Origin of the sequence: Streptococcus sp. HMSC062B01, from assembly GCF_001811085.1 — a bacterium.
Taxonomy (GTDB): domain Bacteria; phylum Bacillota; class Bacilli; order Lactobacillales; family Streptococcaceae; genus Streptococcus; species Streptococcus gordonii.
The window spans coordinates 201,908-223,244 of sequence record NZ_KZ672807.1; the positions used below are offsets into that span (position 1 = coordinate 201,908).

General features: G+C 40.2%; 21 protein-coding genes and 2 tRNA genes. 22 read left to right on the forward strand and 1 reads right to left on the reverse strand.

Features of this window, described 5'->3' with window-relative positions:
• Nucleotides 1-202: 202 nt before the first annotated feature.
• From HMPREF2780_RS11345 to HMPREF2780_RS11410, 13 genes are all read left to right on the forward strand, one after another.
• Nucleotides 203-661, forward strand: coding sequence for a MarR family winged helix-turn-helix transcriptional regulator (locus HMPREF2780_RS11345; RefSeq protein WP_061594154.1), 459 nt, complete (start codon nucleotides 203-205; stop codon nucleotides 659-661).
• Complete coding sequence (locus HMPREF2780_RS11350) at nucleotides 654-2,420, forward strand: ABC transporter ATP-binding protein (protein ID WP_061594155.1); 1,767 nt, start codon at nucleotides 654-656, stop codon at nucleotides 2,418-2,420. Before HMPREF2780_RS11345 ends, HMPREF2780_RS11350 begins: the two co-directional genes overlap by 8 nt.
• Nucleotides 2,410-4,167 carry an ABC transporter ATP-binding protein gene (locus HMPREF2780_RS11355; protein ID WP_061594156.1) on the forward strand — a complete coding sequence of 586 codons (1,758 nt, stop codon included), beginning with the start codon at nucleotides 2,410-2,412 and terminating at the stop codon, nucleotides 4,165-4,167. The genes HMPREF2780_RS11350 and HMPREF2780_RS11355 overlap by 11 nt, the downstream gene beginning before the upstream one ends.
• Nucleotides 4,168-4,326: 159 nt before the next feature.
• Nucleotides 4,327-5,271: a mannose-6-phosphate isomerase, class I gene (gene manA / locus HMPREF2780_RS11360; protein WP_012130786.1), complete on the forward strand. Its 945-nt coding sequence runs from the start codon at nucleotides 4,327-4,329 to the stop codon at nucleotides 5,269-5,271.
• Nucleotides 5,272-5,710: 439 nt separating this feature from the next.
• Nucleotides 5,711-7,324, forward strand: coding sequence for a CTP synthase (locus HMPREF2780_RS11365; RefSeq protein WP_061594157.1), 1,614 nt, complete (start codon nucleotides 5,711-5,713; stop codon nucleotides 7,322-7,324).
• Nucleotides 7,325-7,394: 70 nt separating this feature from the next.
• Complete coding sequence (locus HMPREF2780_RS11370; protein WP_045634062.1) at nucleotides 7,395-7,805, forward strand: GyrI-like domain-containing protein; 411 nt, start codon at nucleotides 7,395-7,397, stop codon at nucleotides 7,803-7,805.
• A 144-nt stretch (nucleotides 7,806-7,949) separates the two neighbouring features.
• Nucleotides 7,950-8,035: transfer RNA gene (locus tag HMPREF2780_RS11375), tRNA-Leu, on the forward strand.
• Nucleotides 8,036-8,211: 176 nt separating this feature from the next.
• A complete protein-coding gene (locus HMPREF2780_RS11380; RefSeq protein ID WP_045634061.1) occupies nucleotides 8,212-9,093 on the forward strand; it encodes a class II fructose-bisphosphate aldolase in 882 nt (293 codons plus the stop codon).
• Nucleotides 9,094-9,378: 285 nt separating this feature from the next.
• On the forward strand, nucleotides 9,379-10,371 hold the full coding sequence (locus tag HMPREF2780_RS11390) for an ABC transporter ATP-binding protein (protein WP_061586319.1): 993 nt from the start codon (nucleotides 9,379-9,381) through the stop codon (nucleotides 10,369-10,371).
• Nucleotide 10,372: 1 nt separating this feature from the next.
• The gene (locus tag HMPREF2780_RS11395) at nucleotides 10,373-11,191 is read left to right on the forward strand and encodes an ABC transporter permease (RefSeq protein WP_061586320.1); all 819 of its coding nucleotides are present in this window, start codon (nucleotides 10,373-10,375) and stop codon (nucleotides 11,189-11,191) included.
• A gap of 1 nt (nucleotide 11,192) precedes the next feature.
• Complete coding sequence (locus tag HMPREF2780_RS11400; protein ID WP_061593373.1) at nucleotides 11,193-11,978, forward strand: ABC transporter permease; 786 nt, start codon at nucleotides 11,193-11,195, stop codon at nucleotides 11,976-11,978.
• Nucleotides 11,979-12,078: 100 nt separating this feature from the next.
• Nucleotides 12,079-12,151 (forward strand) — tRNA-Thr (locus tag HMPREF2780_RS11405).
• A gap of 184 nt (nucleotides 12,152-12,335) precedes the next feature.
• Entirely contained in the window at nucleotides 12,336-13,118 is a 783-nt protein-coding gene (locus HMPREF2780_RS11410; RefSeq protein ID WP_223359913.1) for a hypothetical protein, read from the forward strand.
• Between the two features lie 194 nt (nucleotides 13,119-13,312).
• Here HMPREF2780_RS11410 and HMPREF2780_RS11415 read toward each other — a convergent pair whose 3' ends face one another.
• Nucleotides 13,313-13,576, reverse strand: coding sequence for a SemiSWEET family transporter (locus HMPREF2780_RS11415; protein ID WP_002902394.1), 264 nt, complete (start codon nucleotides 13,574-13,576; stop codon nucleotides 13,313-13,315).
• Between the two features lie 272 nt (nucleotides 13,577-13,848).
• Here HMPREF2780_RS11415 and HMPREF2780_RS11420 point away from each other — a divergent pair, with 272 nt between their 5' ends.
• From HMPREF2780_RS11420 to HMPREF2780_RS11460, 9 genes are all read left to right on the forward strand, one after another.
• Entirely contained in the window at nucleotides 13,849-14,295 is a 447-nt protein-coding gene (locus HMPREF2780_RS11420) for a LytTR family DNA-binding domain-containing protein (RefSeq protein ID WP_045504207.1), read from the forward strand.
• A 5-nt stretch (nucleotides 14,296-14,300) separates the two neighbouring features.
• A complete protein-coding gene (locus HMPREF2780_RS11425) occupies nucleotides 14,301-14,969 on the forward strand; it encodes a membrane protein (protein WP_045634056.1) in 669 nt (222 codons plus the stop codon).
• Between the two features lie 126 nt (nucleotides 14,970-15,095).
• A complete protein-coding gene (rpmB, locus tag HMPREF2780_RS11430) occupies nucleotides 15,096-15,284 on the forward strand; it encodes a 50S ribosomal protein L28 (protein WP_001140948.1) in 189 nt (62 codons plus the stop codon).
• A gap of 174 nt (nucleotides 15,285-15,458) precedes the next feature.
• On the forward strand, nucleotides 15,459-15,824 hold the full coding sequence (locus HMPREF2780_RS11435) for an Asp23/Gls24 family envelope stress response protein (protein WP_012130778.1): 366 nt from the start codon (nucleotides 15,459-15,461) through the stop codon (nucleotides 15,822-15,824).
• Between the two features lie 2 nt (nucleotides 15,825-15,826).
• Nucleotides 15,827-17,491, forward strand: coding sequence for a DAK2 domain-containing protein (locus HMPREF2780_RS11440; RefSeq protein WP_060970824.1), 1,665 nt, complete (start codon nucleotides 15,827-15,829; stop codon nucleotides 17,489-17,491).
• A 249-nt stretch (nucleotides 17,492-17,740) separates the two neighbouring features.
• Nucleotides 17,741-18,616, forward strand: a complete 876-nt coding sequence (locus tag HMPREF2780_RS11445) for an ABC transporter ATP-binding protein (protein WP_045773599.1) — start codon at nucleotides 17,741-17,743, stop codon at nucleotides 18,614-18,616.
• 10 nt (nucleotides 18,617-18,626) lie between these two features.
• Nucleotides 18,627-19,361: an ABC transporter permease gene (locus HMPREF2780_RS11450; protein WP_002911754.1), complete on the forward strand. Its 735-nt coding sequence runs from the start codon at nucleotides 18,627-18,629 to the stop codon at nucleotides 19,359-19,361.
• A 4-nt stretch (nucleotides 19,362-19,365) separates the two neighbouring features.
• On the forward strand, nucleotides 19,366-20,466 hold the full coding sequence (locus HMPREF2780_RS11455) for a sensor histidine kinase (protein WP_002911755.1): 1,101 nt from the start codon (nucleotides 19,366-19,368) through the stop codon (nucleotides 20,464-20,466).
• A complete protein-coding gene (locus tag HMPREF2780_RS11460) occupies nucleotides 20,463-21,062 on the forward strand; it encodes a response regulator transcription factor (protein WP_002911756.1) in 600 nt (199 codons plus the stop codon). The genes HMPREF2780_RS11455 and HMPREF2780_RS11460 overlap by 4 nt, the downstream gene beginning before the upstream one ends.
• Nucleotides 21,063-21,337: the final 275 nt, after the last annotated feature.

Sequence of the window (21,337 nt, forward strand, 5' to 3'; positions counted from 1 at the left end):
AAAGAAGAGTTGATGAGGCGTAGAATAGCTGAATGGCGAGATTTTTTGAATAGATAGAACTGGGACTTTGGTTCCCGGTTTCTTTTTTAAAAAATATAGTTCTCACGGAAACTTTTTTCTTGACTTTCGCTTTTGAAGTGGTAGAATAGTTCTCACGGAAACTTATTTGTTCTCAAGAGAACTAAATGGAAAGGAGCATGTATTGGAAAAGCCTTTATTAGAATTCAAACGCTTTGGCAGAAAAACTCAACGGATCATTGAGAAACGCGCCAAGGTTTGTGGGATGGAATTTATGGGAGGTCCACAAGGTCAAGTTCTTCACATCGTATCTCACCGAGCGAAGAGAGGACTTTCGACCTTTATTAGGGATATCGAGCATGAGTTAGATATTTCTAAGTCGGTGGCCAGCAATCTAATCAAACGGATGGAAAAAAATGGATCTATCTTTCTTGAGGTAAGCGAGACAGATAAAAGGGCCAAGATGATTCATTTAACAGCCCAGTCTAAACAACAATTGAAAGAGTTACATGATTTTTTTAATGAAATCGATCGCTGTCTCCTCCAGGGTGTTTCAGAAGAAGAATTGGCAACCTTCACTCTGGTTATGGCGAAATTTCACCAAAATATTGAGAAATTAGAAAGCGAGGATGCCGATGTTTAAATTATTTAAACGCTTGACGTCAAAAGAAATCGGCCTGATTTTGATGACAGTTGTTTTTATCTGTCTGACCGTTTATCTAGAGTTAGAAGTTCCGACTTATATGTCAGAAATTACAACTTTACTACAGACACCGGGGACAACGACAGGAGATCTATGGGTACCAGGTTTGAAAATGCTGGGCCTATCCTTTGCCAGCTTGTTCTCCTTGGTAATAGCTGGTTTTGTGTCCTCTCGGATGGCTTCTAGCTATACTACCCGCTTGCGTGAGGATATTTTTAATCGTGTCTTGGATTATTCTGATTCAGAGATTAAAAAATTCTCTATCCCTAGCCTTCTGACCAGAACAACCAACGATATTACCCAAATTCAGGTGTTTATCGCTATGGGATTACAAGTTGTTATTCGAGGAAGCATCATGGCTATTTGGGCTATGACGAAGGTTGTTGGCAAATCAGATGCTTGGTTGATCGCTGTTTTAGTCGCGGTTGCAGCCATTATATTAATGACGATTGTCTTAGTGACTTTGGCTTTTCCAAAGCAATCTATTGTACAAACCTTGACAGATAAATTAAATAGTGTGACACGTGAGAGTTTGACAGGGATTCGGGTTGTTCGGGCCTATAATGCAGAAGATTACCAGGATGCAAAATTTGGTGCAGCAAACGACGAGGTAACTAGCCTTAATATTTTTATTAACCGCTTCATGTCTTTGTTCAATCCGATTATGAGCGGAATTTCAAGTGGTTTAACGCTGGCTATTTATTGGATTGGAGCTTATTTGATTCATAGCGCAGCATCTGCTGATAAGCTTGGTCTATTCAGTGATATGGTTGTTTTCATGTCTTATGGTATGCAGGTTGTAATTGGCTTCTTGCTGATGGGGGCTTTGTTTATTGTTTTACCACGTACCCTTGTTTCGGCTGGCCGGATTAACAAAGTGTTAGCACTGGATAGCAGTATCAAAGAAAAAGATCAAGCACAGACTGAGGGCCAAAGCAAAGGACAAGTAACTTTTGAAGATGTTTCTTTCCGTTATGCAAAAAATTCTGAAGCAGTAATTGAGCATGTTAGTTTCACTGCTAAAGCTGGTGAAACAGTTGCCTTTATTGGATCTACTGGTTCAGGTAAATCAACCCTTGTCAATTTGATACCTCGTTTCTATGATGTGACAGAAGGTAGGATTTTGATCGACGGCGTAGACGTCCGTGACTATGAGCTTAAAGCACTACGGAATAAGGTAGGATATATTCCGCAGAAAGCTGTACTTTTCTCAGGGACAATTGCTTCAAATTTGGACTTTGGAGAAAGCATGGAAACTCCACTAGATGAAGAGAAAATGTGGGAAGCCCTTGAACTAGCACAAGCCAAATTATTTGTAGAAGAAAAAGAGGCAGGACTTGAATCTGAAGTAGCCCAAGGAGGCACGAACTACTCTGGCGGTCAACGCCAACGCCTGGCTATTGCGCGTGCATTGGCCCGTAAGCCGGAAATTTTGATATTTGATGATTCTTTCTCTGCTTTGGACTATAAGACAGATCGTATTTTACGAAAAGAATTGGCAGAACAGACCCAACATATGACAAAACTGATTGTCGCCCAACGAATTTCTACTATTATGGATGCCGATCAAATCCTAGTTCTAGACAATGGTAAAGTCGTTGGACAAGGTACCCATAAAGAGTTGTTGGCTACGAATGAAGTGTACCAAGAAATTGCTTATTCTCAATTATCAAAGGAGGAACTAGAAAATGGAAAATAAAAAAACATCTTTATTTACCCAGATGAAGCCCTATATTAAAGGCTTCCAGCTTCCTTTTGTCATTGCAGTAGCCGGTGCTATCATTTCTAGTATTATTACAGTGTTTGGTCCCTATAAGTTGCGTGAAATCACAAACTTAATTACAGAAGGTCTAGTAGGTGAGATGGACTTGGGAGCTATCTCAAATATAGGTTTCTTCCTGGCTTTCCTTTATGTTGTGGGTTCTCTTATCAATTATGCGCAGGGTTACGCTATTTCGGATATGATTCAGCACTTTTCAAAACGTTTGAGAACTGCGATTGCAGAGAAAATCAACCGCCTGCCATTAAGCTACTTTGATAGTCATTCCCAAGGGGATACCCTATCACGTGTGACAAATGATGTAGATACAGTTGGACAATCGTTGACACAGAGCTTGGGGACTCTGATTTCTTCGGTCTTACTTTTAATTGCTGTGCTCTTTATGATGTTTTATACTAATGTTGTACTTTCATTTGTGACGATTGGTTCGGTCTTATTGGGTTTCGTTTTCTCAGCAGTTCTGATGGCGAAATCTCAGAGATATTTCCAAGAACAGCAAAGTAACCTAGCAGCTATCAATGGTTATGTGGAAGAAATGTACTCCGGGCACAATGTTATCACTAGTTACAATGGTGCAGAAAAGACACGCTTGGCCTTCAATGCCCTCAATCAAAATCTGTATACTAGTATGTGGAAGTCACAATTTATTTCAGGAATTATGTTTCCTCTGATGAACTTTGTTGGCAATTTTGGATATGTGATGGTCGTGATTGTGGGTGCTACAATGGCTATTAATGGCTCCATCAGCATGGGTACGATTGTAGCTTTCATGGTCTATGTACGAATTTTTTCTCAACCTCTTTCCCAAATCGCCCAGGGAATTACAACACTCCAATCTGCTAGTGCAGCTATGGGACGTGTCTTTGAGTTTCTAGCAGAAGCAGATATGGAAGATGATTCTCATAAACTTCAACAATTAACAAGTGTAAAAGGACATGTCCAGTTTAAAGATATCTTCTTTGGTTATAATCCTGATAAGACTATTATTCACGATTTCTCAGCAGAAGCAAAGGCTGGACAAAAAATTGCAATTGTTGGCCCTACTGGTGCGGGTAAGACAACAATTGTCAACCTACTCATGAAGTTCTATGATATTGAACGTGGGCAAATCATGATTGACGGTGTAGATATCAAGAATATGCAACGCTCAGAAGTTCACGATGCTTTCTCTATGGTTCTACAAGATACATGGCTTTTTGAAGGGACTATTAAAGAAAACTTGATCTATAATCAGAAAGATATCACGGACCAAGCAGTTGTTGAAGCTGCAAAAGCGGTTGGTGTCCACCACTTTATCATGACCTTGCCGGACGGCTATGATACAGTTCTGGATGACACAGTCAGCCTTTCTGTTGGTCAAAAGCAGCTCCTGACTATTGCAAGGGCTCTGCTCAAAGATGCGCCACTCCTTATCTTAGATGAGGCGACTTCATCTGTCGATACACGGACGGAAGAATTGATTCAAAAAGCGATGGACAAGCTGATGGAAGGCAGAACGTCCTTTGTCATTGCTCACCGCCTGTCTACTATTCGCAATGCTGATTTGATCCTAGTCATGCGTGATGGGAATATTATCGAGCAAGGAAACCATGACCAGCTCATGGAGCAGGGAGGTTTCTACGCCGATCTTTACAACAGTCAGTTTGTTGAAGAAGAGCAAGAGTAAAGAAGAAAGCACTGCAATTGCGGTGCTTTTGAATTTGTCCTAGAAATAAGAGTAATTACTAAATTTACTGTAATTTTTGATATAGAAAGGTGAAGGGAGATTATTTTAGCTTATCTATTTTTTGATATAATAGAGAAAAGTACATTTTGGGGGTAAGACATGTCAGAACCATTATTTCTACAATCAGTCATGCACGAAAAAATTTGGGGTGGAACCAAGCTGAGAGACGAGTTTGGCTATGAGATTCCTAGTGATAAAGTCGGTGAATATTGGGCGATTTCAGCCCATCCAAATGGTGTATCCACTGTGAAAAATGGCCGTTTTGCTGGTCAAAAGTTAGACACGCTTTATGCTGAACACAGGGAACTTTTCGGGGACCGTTCTGAGCCGGTCTTTCCTCTCTTGACCAAGATTTTGGATGCTAATGACTGGCTTAGTGTTCAGGTCCATCCAGATGATGCATACGGCTTGAAACACGAGGGTGAGTTAGGAAAAACTGAATGTTGGTATATTATTGCTGCAGACGAAGGTGCAGAGATTATCTATGGCCACAATGCCAAGAGTAAAGAAGAACTTCGCGAACAAATCGAATCCAAGAACTGGGATCAGCTCTTGACGAAGGTAAAGGTTAAAGCAGGTGACTTCTTCTATGTACCAAGTGGAACCATGCATGCTATTGGTTCAGGTATCTTGATTTTAGAAACTCAACAGTCTAGTGATACAACTTACCGTGTGTACGACTTTGACCGCAAGGATGATGCAGGAAATCTCCGTGAATTGCACCTAGAAAAATCTATCGATGTTTTAAATATTGGAGAACCCGCAAATAGCCGCCCAGTCAATTTACAAGTGGATAATCTGTCTTCAACTTTACTGGTTGCTAATGATTTCTTTGCTGTCTACAAGTGGGAACTGACTGGCCAGGCTGATTTCACTAAAACAGCTGACTATACGCTCAACAGCGTATTAAATGGACAAGGTCAGTTAACAGTAGATGGTCAAGTCTATCCAATTCATAAGGGAGACCATTTTATCCTACCGAGCGATGTGGCTAGCTGGAAGTTAGAAGGTCACGATCTAGAAATGATTGTTAGCCATCCATAAATCAAGCCAAGAGGGGACGTTCACTTTTTGAAAAGTCTAAGCAGTACGCGAACTAATAATTTCAAGTCAATCATTGCACTCTGGCTGGAACAAGAAGTAGCTGTGGATGTGACCCAATGATCTCGTTAATCAGTGCTACGAAATTATTTTTAAAAATTAGAACGATCTAGTCCTATTTAGCGGAGTCTATACCCTATGTAGAACTTAAACTACATGTCCTCATGTCGATAAAAAAGAGATGAAAACTGACTGAAAATATTTGACAATTTTTCAGGTTTGCGATATCATACTGTTCGGGCACCTCTTTTAGAGGTCAGAGCTTCCTGTTTTCAGGGAGCTATTTTTCTTTTCCAGACAGATTATGGGAAATCCTCCCCTAGATAAGATTCCAGTAACCTTGAGGTTGCTGGAACGAATTGTTTTATGAAAAGGAGCATGTATGTCAACTAAATACATTTTTGTCACCGGCGGTGTAGTTTCTTCTATCGGGAAAGGGATTGTGGCAGCTAGCTTGGGCCGGCTTTTGAAGAATCGGGGTCTCAAGGTTACGATTCAGAAGTTTGATCCTTATATCAATATTGATCCTGGTACCATGAGCCCTTACCAGCATGGGGAAGTGTTTGTCACAGATGATGGAGCTGAGACGGATCTGGATTTGGGACATTATGAGCGTTTTATCGACATCAATCTCAATAAATACTCCAATGTCACTACTGGTAAAATCTATAGCGAAGTCCTGCGCAAGGAGCGTAAAGGCGAGTATCTGGGAGCGACGGTCCAAGTCATTCCGCATATTACAGATGCACTCAAGGACAAGATTAAGCGGGCAGCACGGACGACGGACTCGGATGTGATTATCACAGAGGTCGGAGGCACAGTTGGAGACATCGAGTCTCTTCCTTTCTTAGAAGCTTTGCGCCAGATGAAGGCGGATGTTGGAGCAGACAATGTCATGTATATCCATACAACCCTCCTGCCCTATCTCAAGGCAGCCGGCGAAATGAAGACCAAGCCAACTCAGCATTCTGTAAAAGAATTGCGCGGTCTGGGAATTCAGCCAAATATGCTGGTTATTCGGACAGAACAACCAGTTGGACAAAACATCAAAAATAAACTAGCTCAATTCTGTGATGTAGCGCCTGAGGCGGTCATTGAGTCACTAGATGTGGAGCATCTTTACCAAATTCCTCTCAATTTGCAGGCCCAAAAAATGGACCAAATCGTTTGCGACCATCTGAAGCTGGATGTGCCGGCAGCGGATATGACGGAGTGGTCAGCTATGGTAGAAAAAGTGATGAACTTGAAAAAGCAGGTTCATATTGCTCTGGTTGGTAAGTATGTTGAGTTACCAGATGCTTATATTTCAGTTGTCGAAGCGCTCAAGCATGCAGGTTATGCCAATGATGCGGAGGTTAAGATTGACTGGATTGATGCGAATCAGGTAACAGCCGAAAACGCAGCTGAGCTTCTTGGAAATGCGGATGGGATTATCGTTCCGGGCGGCTTTGGCCAGAGGGGAACCGAGGGTAAGATTGAGGCAATCCGCTATGCGCGTGAGCAGGATGTACCTATGTTAGGGATTTGCTTGGGTATGCAGCTGACCTGTGTCGAATTCGCCCGTCACGTCCTAGGTCTGGCAGATGCCAACTCAGCGGAGCTCAATCCAGACACACCATTTCCAATTATTGACCTCATGCGTGATCAGATTGATGTCGAAGACTTGGGTGGAACGCTGAGGTTGGGGCTCTATCCTTCTAAGCTTAAGCGTGGCTCTAAGGCTGCAGCAGCTTACGACCATCAAGAAGTCGTACAGCGCCGTCACCGTCATCGCTATGAGTTTAACAATGCTTTTCGCGAGAAGTTTGAGGCAGCTGGATTTGTATTTTCTGGAGTCTCACCAGACAATCGCTTGGTAGAAATAGTGGAAATCCCAGAAAATAAATTCTTCGTGGCCTGTCAATACCACCCAGAGCTCTCCAGCCGACCGAACCGACCTGAAGGTCTTTATACGGCTTTTGTCACTGCAGCGGTAGAAAAGAGTCAGGAGAGATAGACTTGCTTTATCTGACCTAAGCGACTTTTCTAGAGAAATGTTATAATGAAAAGCAAAAGGAGGGAAGAAGATGTTTTTGAAAATTTTGGCCAGTATTCGTACTAATAATTTTCAAGATGAGCATTGTGTAGAAAAAATCCAAGCTCTCTGGCAGGAACAAGAGGGAGCTGTGAAAGAAGCTTTTGCCAAAGGGGAACCGGTATATGCCGTCTATCATGACTATGCTAGTGATTACAAAGGAGACTACAGTCTCTCTATCTGTCGTTTGACAGATGGGGACATCTATGATTTTGATACATCCGAGCAGACCTATCAAGTATTTGAGGCTGATAAGGAGGATCCGCAAGCGATTCTTCATGCTTGGCAGAGGATTTGGCAGGCAGAAGAAACAGGTGATCTTCATCGAGATTACACTATTGACTTTGAAAAATACGATCCCGACCAAACTGTGGCTGTCTTTGTTGCGACTCAGCAGCACTAAGTTTTCTGTGTTCCTGCATTAGCTTCATTTTCGCTTAGATTTCCTAGCCTTGTTGATTGAGTAGAAAGTTGATTTTTTGAAATAAAGTCAAAAATTTTCTTGACAAGCCTTAGCTGTCCTGTTATACTAGTAAGGTACTCAATCGCGGGGATGGCGGAATTGGCAGACGCGCAGGACTAAGGATCCTGTGACCGCTTTAGGTCGTGAGGGTTCAAGTCCCTCTCTCCGCATCAAGTAAGCTGGCTTCGGTCAGCTTTTTCTTTTTGCAATAGATACGCTTAAAAAGGTTAAGAGTCTCCCTGTAATTCTTTAAAATTTCAGGAAAAACTAGCAATTTTAATGAAAAAGTGATAAAATAAACAATGTAAGTGGTTTAACCACAAAAAATAAGAGGAGGCCTGATATAATGGCAATCGTTTCAGCAGAAAAATTTGTCCAAGCAGCTCGTGACAATGGTTATGCAGTTGGTGGATTTAATACAAACAACCTTGAATGGACTCAAGCTATCCTGCGCGCGGCAGAAGCTAAAAAAGCTCCAGTTTTGATCCAAACTTCTATGGGTGCTGCTAAGTACATGGGTGGATACAAGGTATGTAAATCTCTCATTGAAAACCTTGTAGAATCAATGGGTATTACTGTACCAGTTGCAATTCACTTGGACCACGGTCACTACGAAGATGCGCTTGAATGTATTGAAGTTGGCTATACTTCTATCATGTTTGACGGTTCACACCTTCCAGTAGAAGAAAACCTTAAGTTGGCTAAGGAAGTTGTTGAAAAAGCACACGCTAAAGGTATCTCAGTGGAAGCTGAAGTTGGTACTATCGGTGGTGAAGAAGACGGTATCATCGGTAAAGGTGAATTGGCTCCAATCGAAGATGCTAAAGCAATGGTTGAAACTGGAATTGACTTCTTGGCGGCTGGTATCGGTAACATCCACGGACCATACCCAGCAAACTGGGAAGGTCTTGACCTTGACCACTTGAAGAAATTGACAGAAGCTCTTCCAGGATTCCCAATCGTATTGCACGGTGGTTCAGGTATTCCTGACGACCAAATCCAAGCAGCTATCAAACTTGGTGTTGCAAAAGTTAACGTAAACACTGAGTGCCAAATCGCATTTGCAAACGCAACACGTCAATTTGTACGTGAATACGATGCGAACGAAGCAGAATACGACAAGAAAAAACTCTTCGACCCACGTAAATTCTTGAAACCAGGTTTCGAAGCAATTACTGCAGCTGTTGAAGAACGTATCGACGTATTCGGTTCAGAAGGTAAAGCTTAATCTAGCTGAACAATACAGATGAAACCTGCCTATGAGGGCAGGTTTTTTTGGTGTTTTAAGGAAACGATTAAACCAGAATTTTTGATTAAAAGTATTATTTTAAGTGAGAAATCTCTAATTTTACAATTTGTAGGCAAACGCTTGCATTCCGTTTTTTATTGGACTATAATAGGCTGGTATAAAGCCTTCAGTAATAATAACCTTGAGAAGGTGTAGAAAGTAAGGATTTAGAATATTTGTAGTCAAAAATACAACGTTGCTATTCCTTGCGATAGGGAGAAGTATATGGCAATGATAGAAGTGGAACATCTTCAGAAAAATTTTGTGAAGACAGTCAAGGAACCTGGTTTGAAGGGAGCTTTACGCTCCTTTATTCATCCTGAAAAGCAGACCTTTGAAGCGGTCAAAGATTTGACTTTTGAAGTTCCCAAAGGGCAGATTTTAGGTTTTATTGGGGCAAATGGTGCTGGGAAGTCGACAACCATCAAAATGCTGACAGGAATTTTAAAACCGACATCTGGTTTTTGTCGGATTAACGGCAAGATTCCTCAGGACAATCGTCAAGATTATGTCAAGGATATTGGAGTTGTCTTTGGGCAAAGAACCCAGCTATGGTGGGATTTGGCCCTGCAAGAGACCTACACGGTCTTAAAAGAGATTTACGATGTGCCAGACTCGCTCTTCCATAAGCGCATGGATTTTTTGAATGAAGTCTTGGATTTGAAGGAATTTATCAAGGATCCCGTGCGGACTCTTTCACTTGGACAACGGATGCGGGCGGACATTGCGGCTTCCTTACTTCATAATCCCAAGGTTCTCTTTTTAGATGAACCAACCATTGGGTTGGACGTTTCGGTCAAGGACAATATTCGTCGGGCTATCACCCAGATTAATCAGGAGGAAGAAACAACCATTCTCTTGACCACTCATGACCTGAGCGACATTGAGCAACTCTGTGATCGGATTTTTATGATTGACAAGGGGCAGGAGATTTTTGATGGAACGGTTAACCAGCTCAAGGAAACCTTTGGCAAGATGAAGACTCTCTCCTTTGAACTACTACCAGGTCAAAGTCACCTCGTTTCTCACTATGAAGATTTTTCGGATATGACCATTGATAGACAAGGAAACAGTCTCAATATTGAATTCGATAGTTCCCGCTACCAGTCGGCTGATATTATCAAGCAAACCCTGTCTGATTTTGAAATTCGTGATTTGAAGATGCTAGATACGGATATTGAGGATATTATCCGTCGCTTCTATCGAAAGGAGCTCTAAGATGGTCAAATTGTGGAGACGTTACAAACCCTTTATCAATGCAGGGGTTCAGGAGTTGATTACCTATCGAGTCAACTTTCTTCTTTATCGGATTGGCGATGTTATGGGAGCTTTTGTAGCTTTCTATCTCTGGAAGGCTGTCTTTGATTCCTCGCAAGAGTCTTTGATTCAGGGCTTCAGTATGGCGGATATCACCCTCTACATTATCATGAGTTTTGTGACTAATCTTTTGACTAGGTCGGATTCTTCCTTTATGATTGGTGATGAGGTCAAGGATGGTTCCATTATCATGCGCTTGTTGCGACCAGTGCATTTTGCGGCATCTTATCTCTTTACGGAGCTTGGATCCAAGTGGTTGATTTTTATCTCTGTTGGACTGCCATTTTTAAGTGTTATTGTATTGATGAAAATCTTATCTGGGCAAGGGGGTGTAGAAGTACTGGGATTAACCATCCTTTATCTCTTTAGCTTAACCCTAGCCTACCTGATCAACTTTTTCTTTAATATCTGCTTTGGTTTTTCAGCCTTTGTGTTTAAAAATCTATGGGGTTCCAATTTACTCAAGACTTCCATAGTGGCCTTTATGTCTGGGAGTTTGATTCCCTTGGCATTCTTTCCTAAGGTTGTTTCAGATATTTTATCCTTCTTGCCTTTCTCATCTTTGATCTACACTCCAGTCATGATCATTGTTGGGAAATACGATACCAGTCAGATTCTTCAAGCGCTTTTGCTTCAGTTCTTCTGGCTCTTAGTGATGGTGGGCTTGTCTCAGTTGATTTGGAAACGAGTCCAGTCCTTCATTACCATTCAGGGAGGTTAGTATGAAAAAATATCAACGCATGCATCTGATTTTTATCAGACAATATATCAAGCAAATCATGGAATACAAGGTCGATTTTGTGGTTGGTGTGCTAGGAGTTTTTCTGACCCAAGGCTTGAACCTCTTGTTTCTCAATGTCATCTTTCAACACATCCCCTCGCTAGAAGGCTGGACTTTTCAAGAAATTGCCTTTATCTATGGTTTTTCCTTGATTCCCAAGGGACTGGACCATCTCTTTTTTGACAATCTCTGGGCACTAGGTCAACGCTTAGTCCGAAAAGGGGAATTTGATAAGTATCTAACTCGTCCTATCAATCCTCTCTTTCATATCCTAGTCGAGACCTTTCAGATTGATGCCTTGGGCGAACTATTGGTCGGTGGAATTTTACTAGCGACAACAGTATCAAGCATTGCTTGGACTCTTCCAAAATTCCTGCTTTTTCTAGTCTGTATCCCCTTTGCGACCTTGATTTATACTTCCTTGAAAATCGCGACAGCCAGTATCGCTTTTTGGACCAAACAGTCAGGCGCCATGATTTACATTTTCTATATGTTTAATGATTTTGCTAAGTACCCAATTTCCATTTACAATTCGCTTCTTCGTTGGTTGATTAGCTTTATCATCCCTTTCGCCTTTACGGCCTACTATCCTGCCAGCTATTTCTTGCAGGACAAGGATGTGCTCTTTAATATCGGTGGTTTGATTCTAATTTCCCTTATCTTCTTTGTCATTTCTTTGAAACTATGGGACAGGGGCTTAGATGCCTACGAAAGTGCAGGTTCGTAAGTTTAAGAGACTCAAAGCCTTGTCTCAGGACAGGCTTTTTCTAATGGTGATGAAAATTTCTTGACATCTATTTTCAGAGTGCTATACTAAAGAGGTAATCGCCGATTTAGCTCAGTTGGTAGAGCAACGCACTCGTAACGCGTAGGTCACAGGTTCGATCCCTGCAATCGGCATCAAATGATACATTGAAAAGCCTGTTGTGACGGGCTTTTTTTGATGTTATATTACTTTTTTGTACAAAAAATTATAATAGTTTTCAATTCACATATGGTTAATATAATAACAGATTGTATTTGCTGTGAATTTGTAGTAGAATAGAGTAAAGAAAAGTTTAATTCTATAGGAGGTAGTGTGAATATGAAAAACACTAAATTATTGTTAATGCTTGTGATAGCTAGTTCGATGTTGGTCGCTTGCAGTTCAAATATTACGTCAGATACTTCTGATTCATCTAAAAATAATCCAAAAGTAGAAACAAAATCTACATCAGAAACTGAAGAAGGAAATTCAGACTCATCAAGTAAAAAGGATAGTGTTGTAGATATTATGAATAGAGTTGCTGAGAATTCAAAATCCACAGATGAAATTTACGTTACAGGCGATGTTACTGTAGGTGAGAAAGGGGATGTTAAAGCTGGGATTTATGATTTGGAAATCACGGGAGGCTCAGGTAATATAACTGGAGACAGGAAGAAAGTCGACTTGCTTTTCATTAATTGGGTAGCAGGAGCCCCAGGATCTTCTTCTGATTTTCCTTCAAAAATTAGATTGATTTTATTTGACGGAGATATACTACATTTTAGTAATATTTCAAAAATCAAATTTAATGCGGTACCTACTAAAGTGCAGACGAGCAATGAGTTAGGGATTGGTGAATATATAGTAGGTCGTGATATTAAACCTGGTACATATAAGTTAAGTACAAATATGAATATGGACCCTCAATTTGATAATTTAGGTTGGGAAGTCAGAATTTATAATGATTTAACTAGATCGACTAAGGAACAAAGGTTGGCTCCTGGGAATCTCGATGTTGCTGTGAAGCTTGAAGAGGGAGAAATTATTTCGACAAGCTTTGATAATACTGATCATGATATATCTAGCGATGAAGCCAGATTGATTTTTACTGAATTAAATTGAGAAGTTTACTGAATTTTAAATAATAAAAGCCTTATTTGAACTTCAAATTTATTTTATATTCTGGGTTAATTCGTCAAAATTTATTGAGTATGAAATTTCTATAGTATCCTTAATTTTTTACTAGTTGTCAATGTAAACTATCAAAAGAAAACCAGCAACTTTTTCATGGGTTGCTGGTTTTGTTTATATAATTTTTATAAAGAAGTAAGAAAAGTTAGACCGCCTAATATCACTCCCGCCGCATTGGGAATGATAAGGATCCAGTCTTTTTTAGGTTCTTTGGTCCAACCATAGATTACCCAAATTAAACAAGAAACTGCTGCGAATAGTGGTTGGAATGGTTGAGCTTTTTCTCCTTGCAAGTTAGCGATAATTTGTGGAATATATGCAATAAAGACAAGAATCCCAATAAAAGCTCCAATAGATCCGACAAAGCGATTAATTTTTTGTTTAGACATATAGTACCTCCTGAAGTACTATTATATCAGAAGGAAAAAAGTTTTCAAATTCGTTTGATCATAAAATAAGACAGATATTCAATAAATGTAAGTAGTGCTTTTATACTAAACGAATCTATTGGAGAGTCTAGGATGAGAAATCAAATTTGCTTAACATTTTTTGAGAAGGGTAAGCAACCACTTAGTTATCAAAAATAACCACTTACTGAAAATGCCTTGTTTCTTTTTTGAAAATTGTTATAATGAAGTCAGAAGCAAGGAAAGGAGTGGCTATGAAGATTAGGATTGAGCTTGATACAGATATGGCAGAAACTGAAGTCGTTATCCGAACGGCTCAATATGGTGAAGAGGTGGCTCGTATTCAAGCAGCTCTTGAACAAGCCAACCGTCAACCGATAGCTTTCTATAAGGATACAAGTGAATATTTTGTCGATTTGAAGAATATTTTATTTTTTGAAACAGATGGCACTAAAATTTATGCTCATAGTAGGGATGATGCTTATGAAGTCAAATTGAAGCTATACGAATTAGAAGAGAGACTTCCGGCATATTTCTGTCGCATTTCAAAGTCTACTATTGCCAATGCCAAGGCTATTTACGCTTTGGATAAATCATTTTCGGGAACCAGTACTATCCAATTTTATGACACACATAAACAAGTGCACGTTTCCCGACACTATTATCAAATTTTAAAAGAAAAGTTAAACGAAACGAGGTAAATATTATGAAAAAAACATTGATTGGAATTCTCTTCCTTGGACTAGCAGCATTGGTTTTATTCCAAGGGCAGTTTGGATTTCCTTATTTGAATATTAATATTTGGACTCTTGCAGTGATTGCTGGCTTTGCTTATTTTTCAATTGAGAACTTTTTGAAGCGAAATATGGCTGCTGGCTTTATATTTGGTTACATTGCTTTAGTCATTGCAAATAGTCATTACCACTTCTTGCAAATTTCTAGTGGTACCTTGTTTGCTGCTAGTGTTTTAGCTTGTATTGGTTTAAGCTTAATTCTAAAACCTAAGACGATTTGGCCATCTAGTCGTTTTTGGAAGGAAAAAGCCTTGTCTACTAAAGAAGGCGAAATAGCATTTGGAACTGGGACGCGCTATATTCATTCAGAGAATTTTACATATGAAAAAATAGATTGTTCTTTTGGCAGTGCTTCTGTATATTTTGATAATGCGACTATTTTGGGAGAGTCTGCAACCTTCGAGGTAGACTTATCTTTTGGTAACGTGACTCTGTATGTTCCAAGTAAGTGGCGAGTAGAAATTGAGGTGGATAACGCCTTTGGTTCTGTTACTAATCCTCGCAATGTCAACGAGAAAGAAAAGACTTTATATGTCAGAGGTGACGTTGCTTTTGGGTCTTTAAAGATTATATATATTTAAGAAAACGGATTAATTTCGAAAGTTTGGAGAAATGTACTTGTCAAACGTCAAGTTTTTTGGTAATATAGGAAGGTATGTGGTGCTAGCACATCCGTAATATTAGATCTAATAGGAGGAAACACGATAATGGCTAAAGTATGTTACTTTACTGGTCGTAAGACTGTATCAGGAAACAACCGCTCTCACGCGATGAACCAAACAAAACGCGCTGTTAAACCAAATCTTCAAAAAGTTACTGTTTTGATCGACGGTAAACCTAAAAAAGTTTGGGCTTCAGCTCGTGCCCTTAAATCAGGTAAAGTTGAACGCGTTTAATTAATAAGGTAAAGGAGCCTATAAGGCTCTTTTTCTTTGGAATTGTAAATGAGGAAGGTTTGGATATATTTTACTATGCTAATTATTGATTTTCTAAGTTATTCCCGTCCTTCTCTTTTACAGCTTGTCTAAAATATGGTAAAATAAACTATAAAAACTATAGAGGTACATGTCATGACTGTAAAAATCAATACAAAAGATGGCCAAATCGAGCTGACTGATGACGTCATTGCAACAATTGTTGGCGGAGCAGCGACTGAGATTTTTGGCGTAGTAGGTATGGCTAGCAAAAATGCAATTAAAGACAACTTCCAAGCTCTTTTAGGTAAAGAGAATTACGCAAAAGGTGTTGTTGTCAGAACCACAGAAGAAGGAAGCATTGCAGTTGATGTTTTTGCAGTACTTAGTTACGGAACAAAGATTAGTGAAGTTTCAAAAAACATTCAGGAGCGCGTGAAGTTTAGCTTAGAAAATCAACTAGGCATCACAGCACAAACGGTGAATGTCTATATTCAAAATATCAAGGTCGTAGGAGAATAATCGTGACAAATATTACAACTAGTTTATTTCAAGAAATGGTGCAGGCAGCATCAACTCGTCTGAATAAACAAGCCGAATATGTGAATTCTTTAAATGTCTTTCCTGTTCCAGATGGTGACACAGGGACCAATATGGGAATGACTATTGAAAATGGTGCAAAGGAAGTTTCTAGCAAGTCAGCTTCTACAGTGGGTGAAGTAGCTAGTATTTTTGCCAAAGGCCTCTTGATGGGTGCTCGTGGTAACTCTGGGGTTATTACTTCTCAGCTCTTCCGTGGTTTTTCACAAAGTGTGAAAGAAAAAGAGGAATTAGACGGACATGATTTGGCTCATGCTTTTCAGTCAGGTGTAGAAGTTGCATACAAGGCTGTCATGAAGCCAGTTGAAGGAACTATTTTGACAGTTTCTCGTGGTGCAGCAATCGGAGCCAAGAAAAAAGCAGAAGAATCAGATGATGCTGTTGAGGTTATGAAGGCAGCGCTTGAAGGTGCTAAAACTGCTTTGGCTAAAACACCAGATATGTTACCAGTTTTAAAAGAAGTTGGTGTCGTGGATTCAGGTGGTCAAGGCTTGGTCTTCATTTATGAAGGTTTCTTATCTGCTTTGACAGGTGAGTATATTGCCTCTGAAGACTTCCAGGCAACTCCTGCTACTATGAGCGAAATGATTAATGCGGAGCACCACAAGTCTGTTGCAGGTCATGTTGCGACGGAAGATATTAAGTTTGGCTATTGTACAGAAATTATGGTTGCTTTGAAGCAAGGTCCAACTTATGTAAAAGACTTTGACTATGATGAATTCCGCAACTACCTAAACGAGCTTGGGGATTCTTTGTTGGTCGTTAATGATGATGAAATTGTAAAAGTCCATGTCCATACAGAAGATCCAGGCCTTGTTATGCAAGAAGGACTTAAGTATGGTAGCCTAGTCAAGGTGAAAGTGGATAATATGCGGAACCAGCATGAAGCGCAAGTTGAAAAAGAAGAAAATGCAGCAAAACCAGCTCAAGAAAAAGAATATGCTATTATCGCTGTAGTGGCTGGAGATGGACTAGCAGAAATCTTTAAAGCGCAAGGTGTTGACTACATTATCTCTGGCGGTCAAACGATGAATCCGTCAACAGAAGATTTCATTAAGGCTGTTGAGCAGGTTAATGCTCGCAATATCATTATCTTGCCAAATAATAAGAATATTTTCATGGCTGCCCAGTCAGCTGCAGAAGTCTTGGAACAACCAGCAGCTGTCATCGAAACGCGTACAATTCCACAAGGTTTGACAAGCTTACTTGCCTTTGACGAAAGTAAATCTATTGAAGAAAATCATGATCGGATGACAGCTTCTCTGTCAGATGTTATTAGTGGTAGCGTGACGACTGCTGTCCGTGATACAACGATTGATGGACTTGAGATTCATGAGAATGACAATCTAGGAATGGTTGATGGAAAAATTGTCGTATCTAATCCAGATATGTTTGCGACCTTGACTCAAACCTTTGAAAAGATGCTAGATGAGGACAGTGAAATTGTTACAATCTACATTGGTGAAGAAGGAGACGAAGACTTGGCCAATAACCTGGCTCAAGACTTGATGGAAAAATATGAAGATGTAGAAGTTGAAATCCACCAGGGAAGTCAACCGGTTTATCCATATCTCTTCAGCGTTGAATAATTTTTTCTTGCTAATTTATACATAAAAAAAGAAGATCGGAAAATTTCCGGTCTTTTTTACGTTGTGACATTTGTCATATCAGCTAGTGACAAAATCAACTAGTAGGAAAAATCTCTTTGCCTTATAATATAGTTAACAACATGATAAAAGGTTGCTGTAAGAATTCAAAAAGCGTTTGGTCTTTATTCTTATTCCGGCTTTGGAAAAATAAAGGAAAGATGCAGATGAGGTTATCAAAGGAGGAGCAAAATGGAACTGATTGAAGTAAAGAAGCTTTCAAAAAGCATTCACGGCAAGGAGATTTTAAAGGATATTTCGTTTGAGATCTCTCAAGGTGACTGTGTGGCCTTGATTGGTCCCAACGGAGCAGGGAAAACGACTCTCATGGATTGTTTGTTGGGCGATAAGTTTCTGACAGCAGGTGAAGCAAGGATTCAGGGACTTAAGCCAACTGATAGCCAACTTAAGCAGTCGGTAGCGATTTTACCACAAGAAAATACAGTGGTGGAGGATTTGAAGGTCAAGGAACTCTTGACGTTCTTCCAAGCAATTTATCCAAATAGTTTATCCAATCAAGAAATTGATGATTTATTACAATTTACAGACAAGCAAAAGAATCAGTTGGCTAGTAAGCTGTCTGGCGGACAAAAACGTCTCTTCTCTTTTGTTCTGAGTCTGATTGGCCGTCCTAAGATTCTGTTCTTGGACGAACCAACTTCAGCTATGGACACCTCTACTCGTCAGCATTTCTGGGAAATTGTTAATCAGCTCAAGCAGCAGGGAGTGACCATTGTTTACTCCTCTCACTATATCGAAGAAGTTGAGCATACGGCAGACCGGATTTTGGTGCTGCACAAGGGCGAGTTGATTCGCGATACAACGCCTTATGCCATGCGCAGTGAGGAGCAGGAAAAACACTTTACCTTGCCGCTGACTTATCAGTCTGTGCTGGAAAAACTGGATAATGTGACTGATTTAGAAATCAAGCAAAAGGCTTTATCTTTTGCTACTAGAGATGCTGGACAGGTCTGGCAGGTCCTTCAGGAACACGGCTGTACAATCGAAGAGATTGAAGTACGTAACCGTACCCTCTTGGATAGTATTTTTGAAACGACACAAGAATAGGAGAGTAATCATGAAAAATATGGCAAGTCTCATGAAGATTGAGTTGATTTTAATGAAACGGCAGGCTGCTTATTATCTCTTGTCTATTGGTCTGCCCAGCGTCTTTTACCTGATTTTCTCAGGAATGATGTCTGGAAGTGATACGCCTGAACATGTGCTTCGAGGCTACCTCTTCTCTATGACTCTTTTTAGTATCATGTCTAGTGCTTTCTTTAGCATTCCTAGCACTTTACAGTCTGATAAAAATAATAACTGGCAAAAAATGATCCAGCACTCGCCGATTTCTATGGTAAAATATTATATATCAAAACTTTGCAGTACGCTGTTGACTTTTATGCTTTCTATTATCGTAGTCTTCTCGATTGGGCATTTTGTTCGCAGGGTTAATCTGCCAATGGTAGACTGGCTTCTTATTGCCTTGATACTTCTAGTAGGAAGTGTGGTCTTTATTGCCATGGGGGTATTGGTCAGTCTCTTACCAAGTGCTCAGCTCATGTCTGTTGTGGGAAATATCGTCTATATGGCACTGGCTGTTCTGGGCGGTCTATGGTTTCCTCTGACTATGTTTCCAAAATGGCTCCAGCCAATCGGTAAGCTGACGCCAAGTTATCAACTAATGCAGGTCGTGTCTTCTTATCTAGAACACCATCAGTTTAATGGCAAGGCCGCTTTGATTGTTCTGATTTATACGGTTTTGGTCAGCATTCTTGTGCTGCAGCTCAAAAAGCGAATTGAGGTAAAATAAATTCATGTGGGAAAAACTTAAACAAGTCCACTATATGTTTCATATTGCGCTGGTCTTTATTATCTTTCCAGTGGCGGGAGTGATTAGCGGGGAATACCCGCTTTTCCTCTTGCTCTGGACAGCTATTTTTGTTATGGCTTACTATGCAGTTTTGCTAAGTAACCATCGCCTCATCCAGTTCTTTTCTTGGTGGCTCTTGATTGCTTACATTTATTATAGTTCTGTCTGGTTAAATACAGGTTTTACTTGGTACATTTTTTATCTATCTAATATACTCATTTACGAACTGGATGATATTTCTTTTAAATCCTGGCGCTTTTTGACCTTTATCGCCTTGCAGCCTGCTATTGTACTAACTAATTATTTGATGGGCAATGTTGGTCCAACAGAGTTGCTTTTCTATATTGTAATCTTTCTCTTTTCGGATGGTATGACCTTTGGTCTCTATCGGATTCAGACGACAGAGCGAATCAAGGAAGAAAAGATCAAGCAAAATGCCCAGCTGAATCTTTTCCTGGCAGAAAATGAGCGCAATCGGATTGGTCGCGACTTACATGATAGTCTAGGACATACCTTTGCTATGCTCAGTGTTAAGGCGGAGCTGGCTCAACAGTTTTTACAGATGGAAGCCTATGACAAGGCAGCAAAAGAACTGCAGGAAGTGCAAGAGATTAGTAAGAAGTCCATGGCTGATGTTCGGCGGATTATTAATGATCTAAAGAATCGGACGCTGGACGAGGAACTCGTGACCATTCGAGCCATGCTGGAGATGAGCGGTGTTCAGGTCGAGATAGATAACCAGCTCAATGTTGCTAGTATCCCACCGAGTCAGCAGTCAACAATCAGTATGATTTTGCTGGAGGCTGCTACCAATATTATTAAGCATGCCAAGGCTAAAAAGAGCAATTTTTCTTTGGTAAAGAAAAACGAAAAGCTTATTTTAGACATTCAGGATGATGGTTGTGGTTTTCAAAAGCTGACTGGTCGGGAGTTGCATAGTATTCGAGAGCGACTGTCTGCCTTGTCAGGAAGGCTTGAGATTCTTAGCAGCCAAGATCCAACATGGATTCGAATTGAATTGCCATACGGAGGGAAGGAAGCATGAAAGTTTTGTTAGCAGAAGATCAAAGTATGCTAAGAGATGCCTTAGCTCAGCTCTTGCAGCTGCAGCCAGATGTCGAAGAAGTCTATCAGGCCGCAGATGGGCAGAAGGCTATTGACTGTCTTAGCTCAGAAACTGTTGATGTAGCTATTTTGGACGTGGAAATGCCCCACCAAACCGGCCTAGACGTTCTCGAATGGGTCAAGGCCAATCGACCCAACATCAAGGTCATCATCGTCACAACCTTCAAGCGGCCGGGCTACTTTGAGCGAGCTGTTAAGGCAGATGTAGATGCTTATGTGCTCAAAGAGCGTAGCATTGCGGATTTGATGAAGACCATCCATACCGTTCTAGATGGGCAAAAGGAATATTCACCGGAATTGATGGAGGTGCTAATGACCAGTAGGAACCCTCTCTCTCAGCAGGAGAGGCTAGTCCTGCAAGCTGCGGCGACTGGCCTGTCCAATAAAGAAATTGCTGAAAAACTCTACCTGTCAAATGGAACGGTTCGTAACTATATGTCTGCTATTTTGACCAAGCTAGATGCTGAAAATCGAACAGAAGCCGTCCGAATCGGGCAAGAGAAAGGCTGGTTATAAGATCTCGGTTAAAAAAGAAGGTGTCAGATGAATAGCCTTTTGATATTGAACCTTGTCATAGACATATATCTAAAAGTAAATAGGTTGAATCCTCTAATCCTGTAAGTTCAAAGAATAGCTGACAGGATTTTTTGTTGAAGAAAAAATGCCTATTTCCTTTAGTTATAAAAAGGAAGAGAGTTTCCAAATCACTTTGAAAATATTTTTCTTTTTTGTTGATTTTTCTTTGCTCTCATTTTTGCCTTATGCTATAATACATTCTATAAAAACATGAT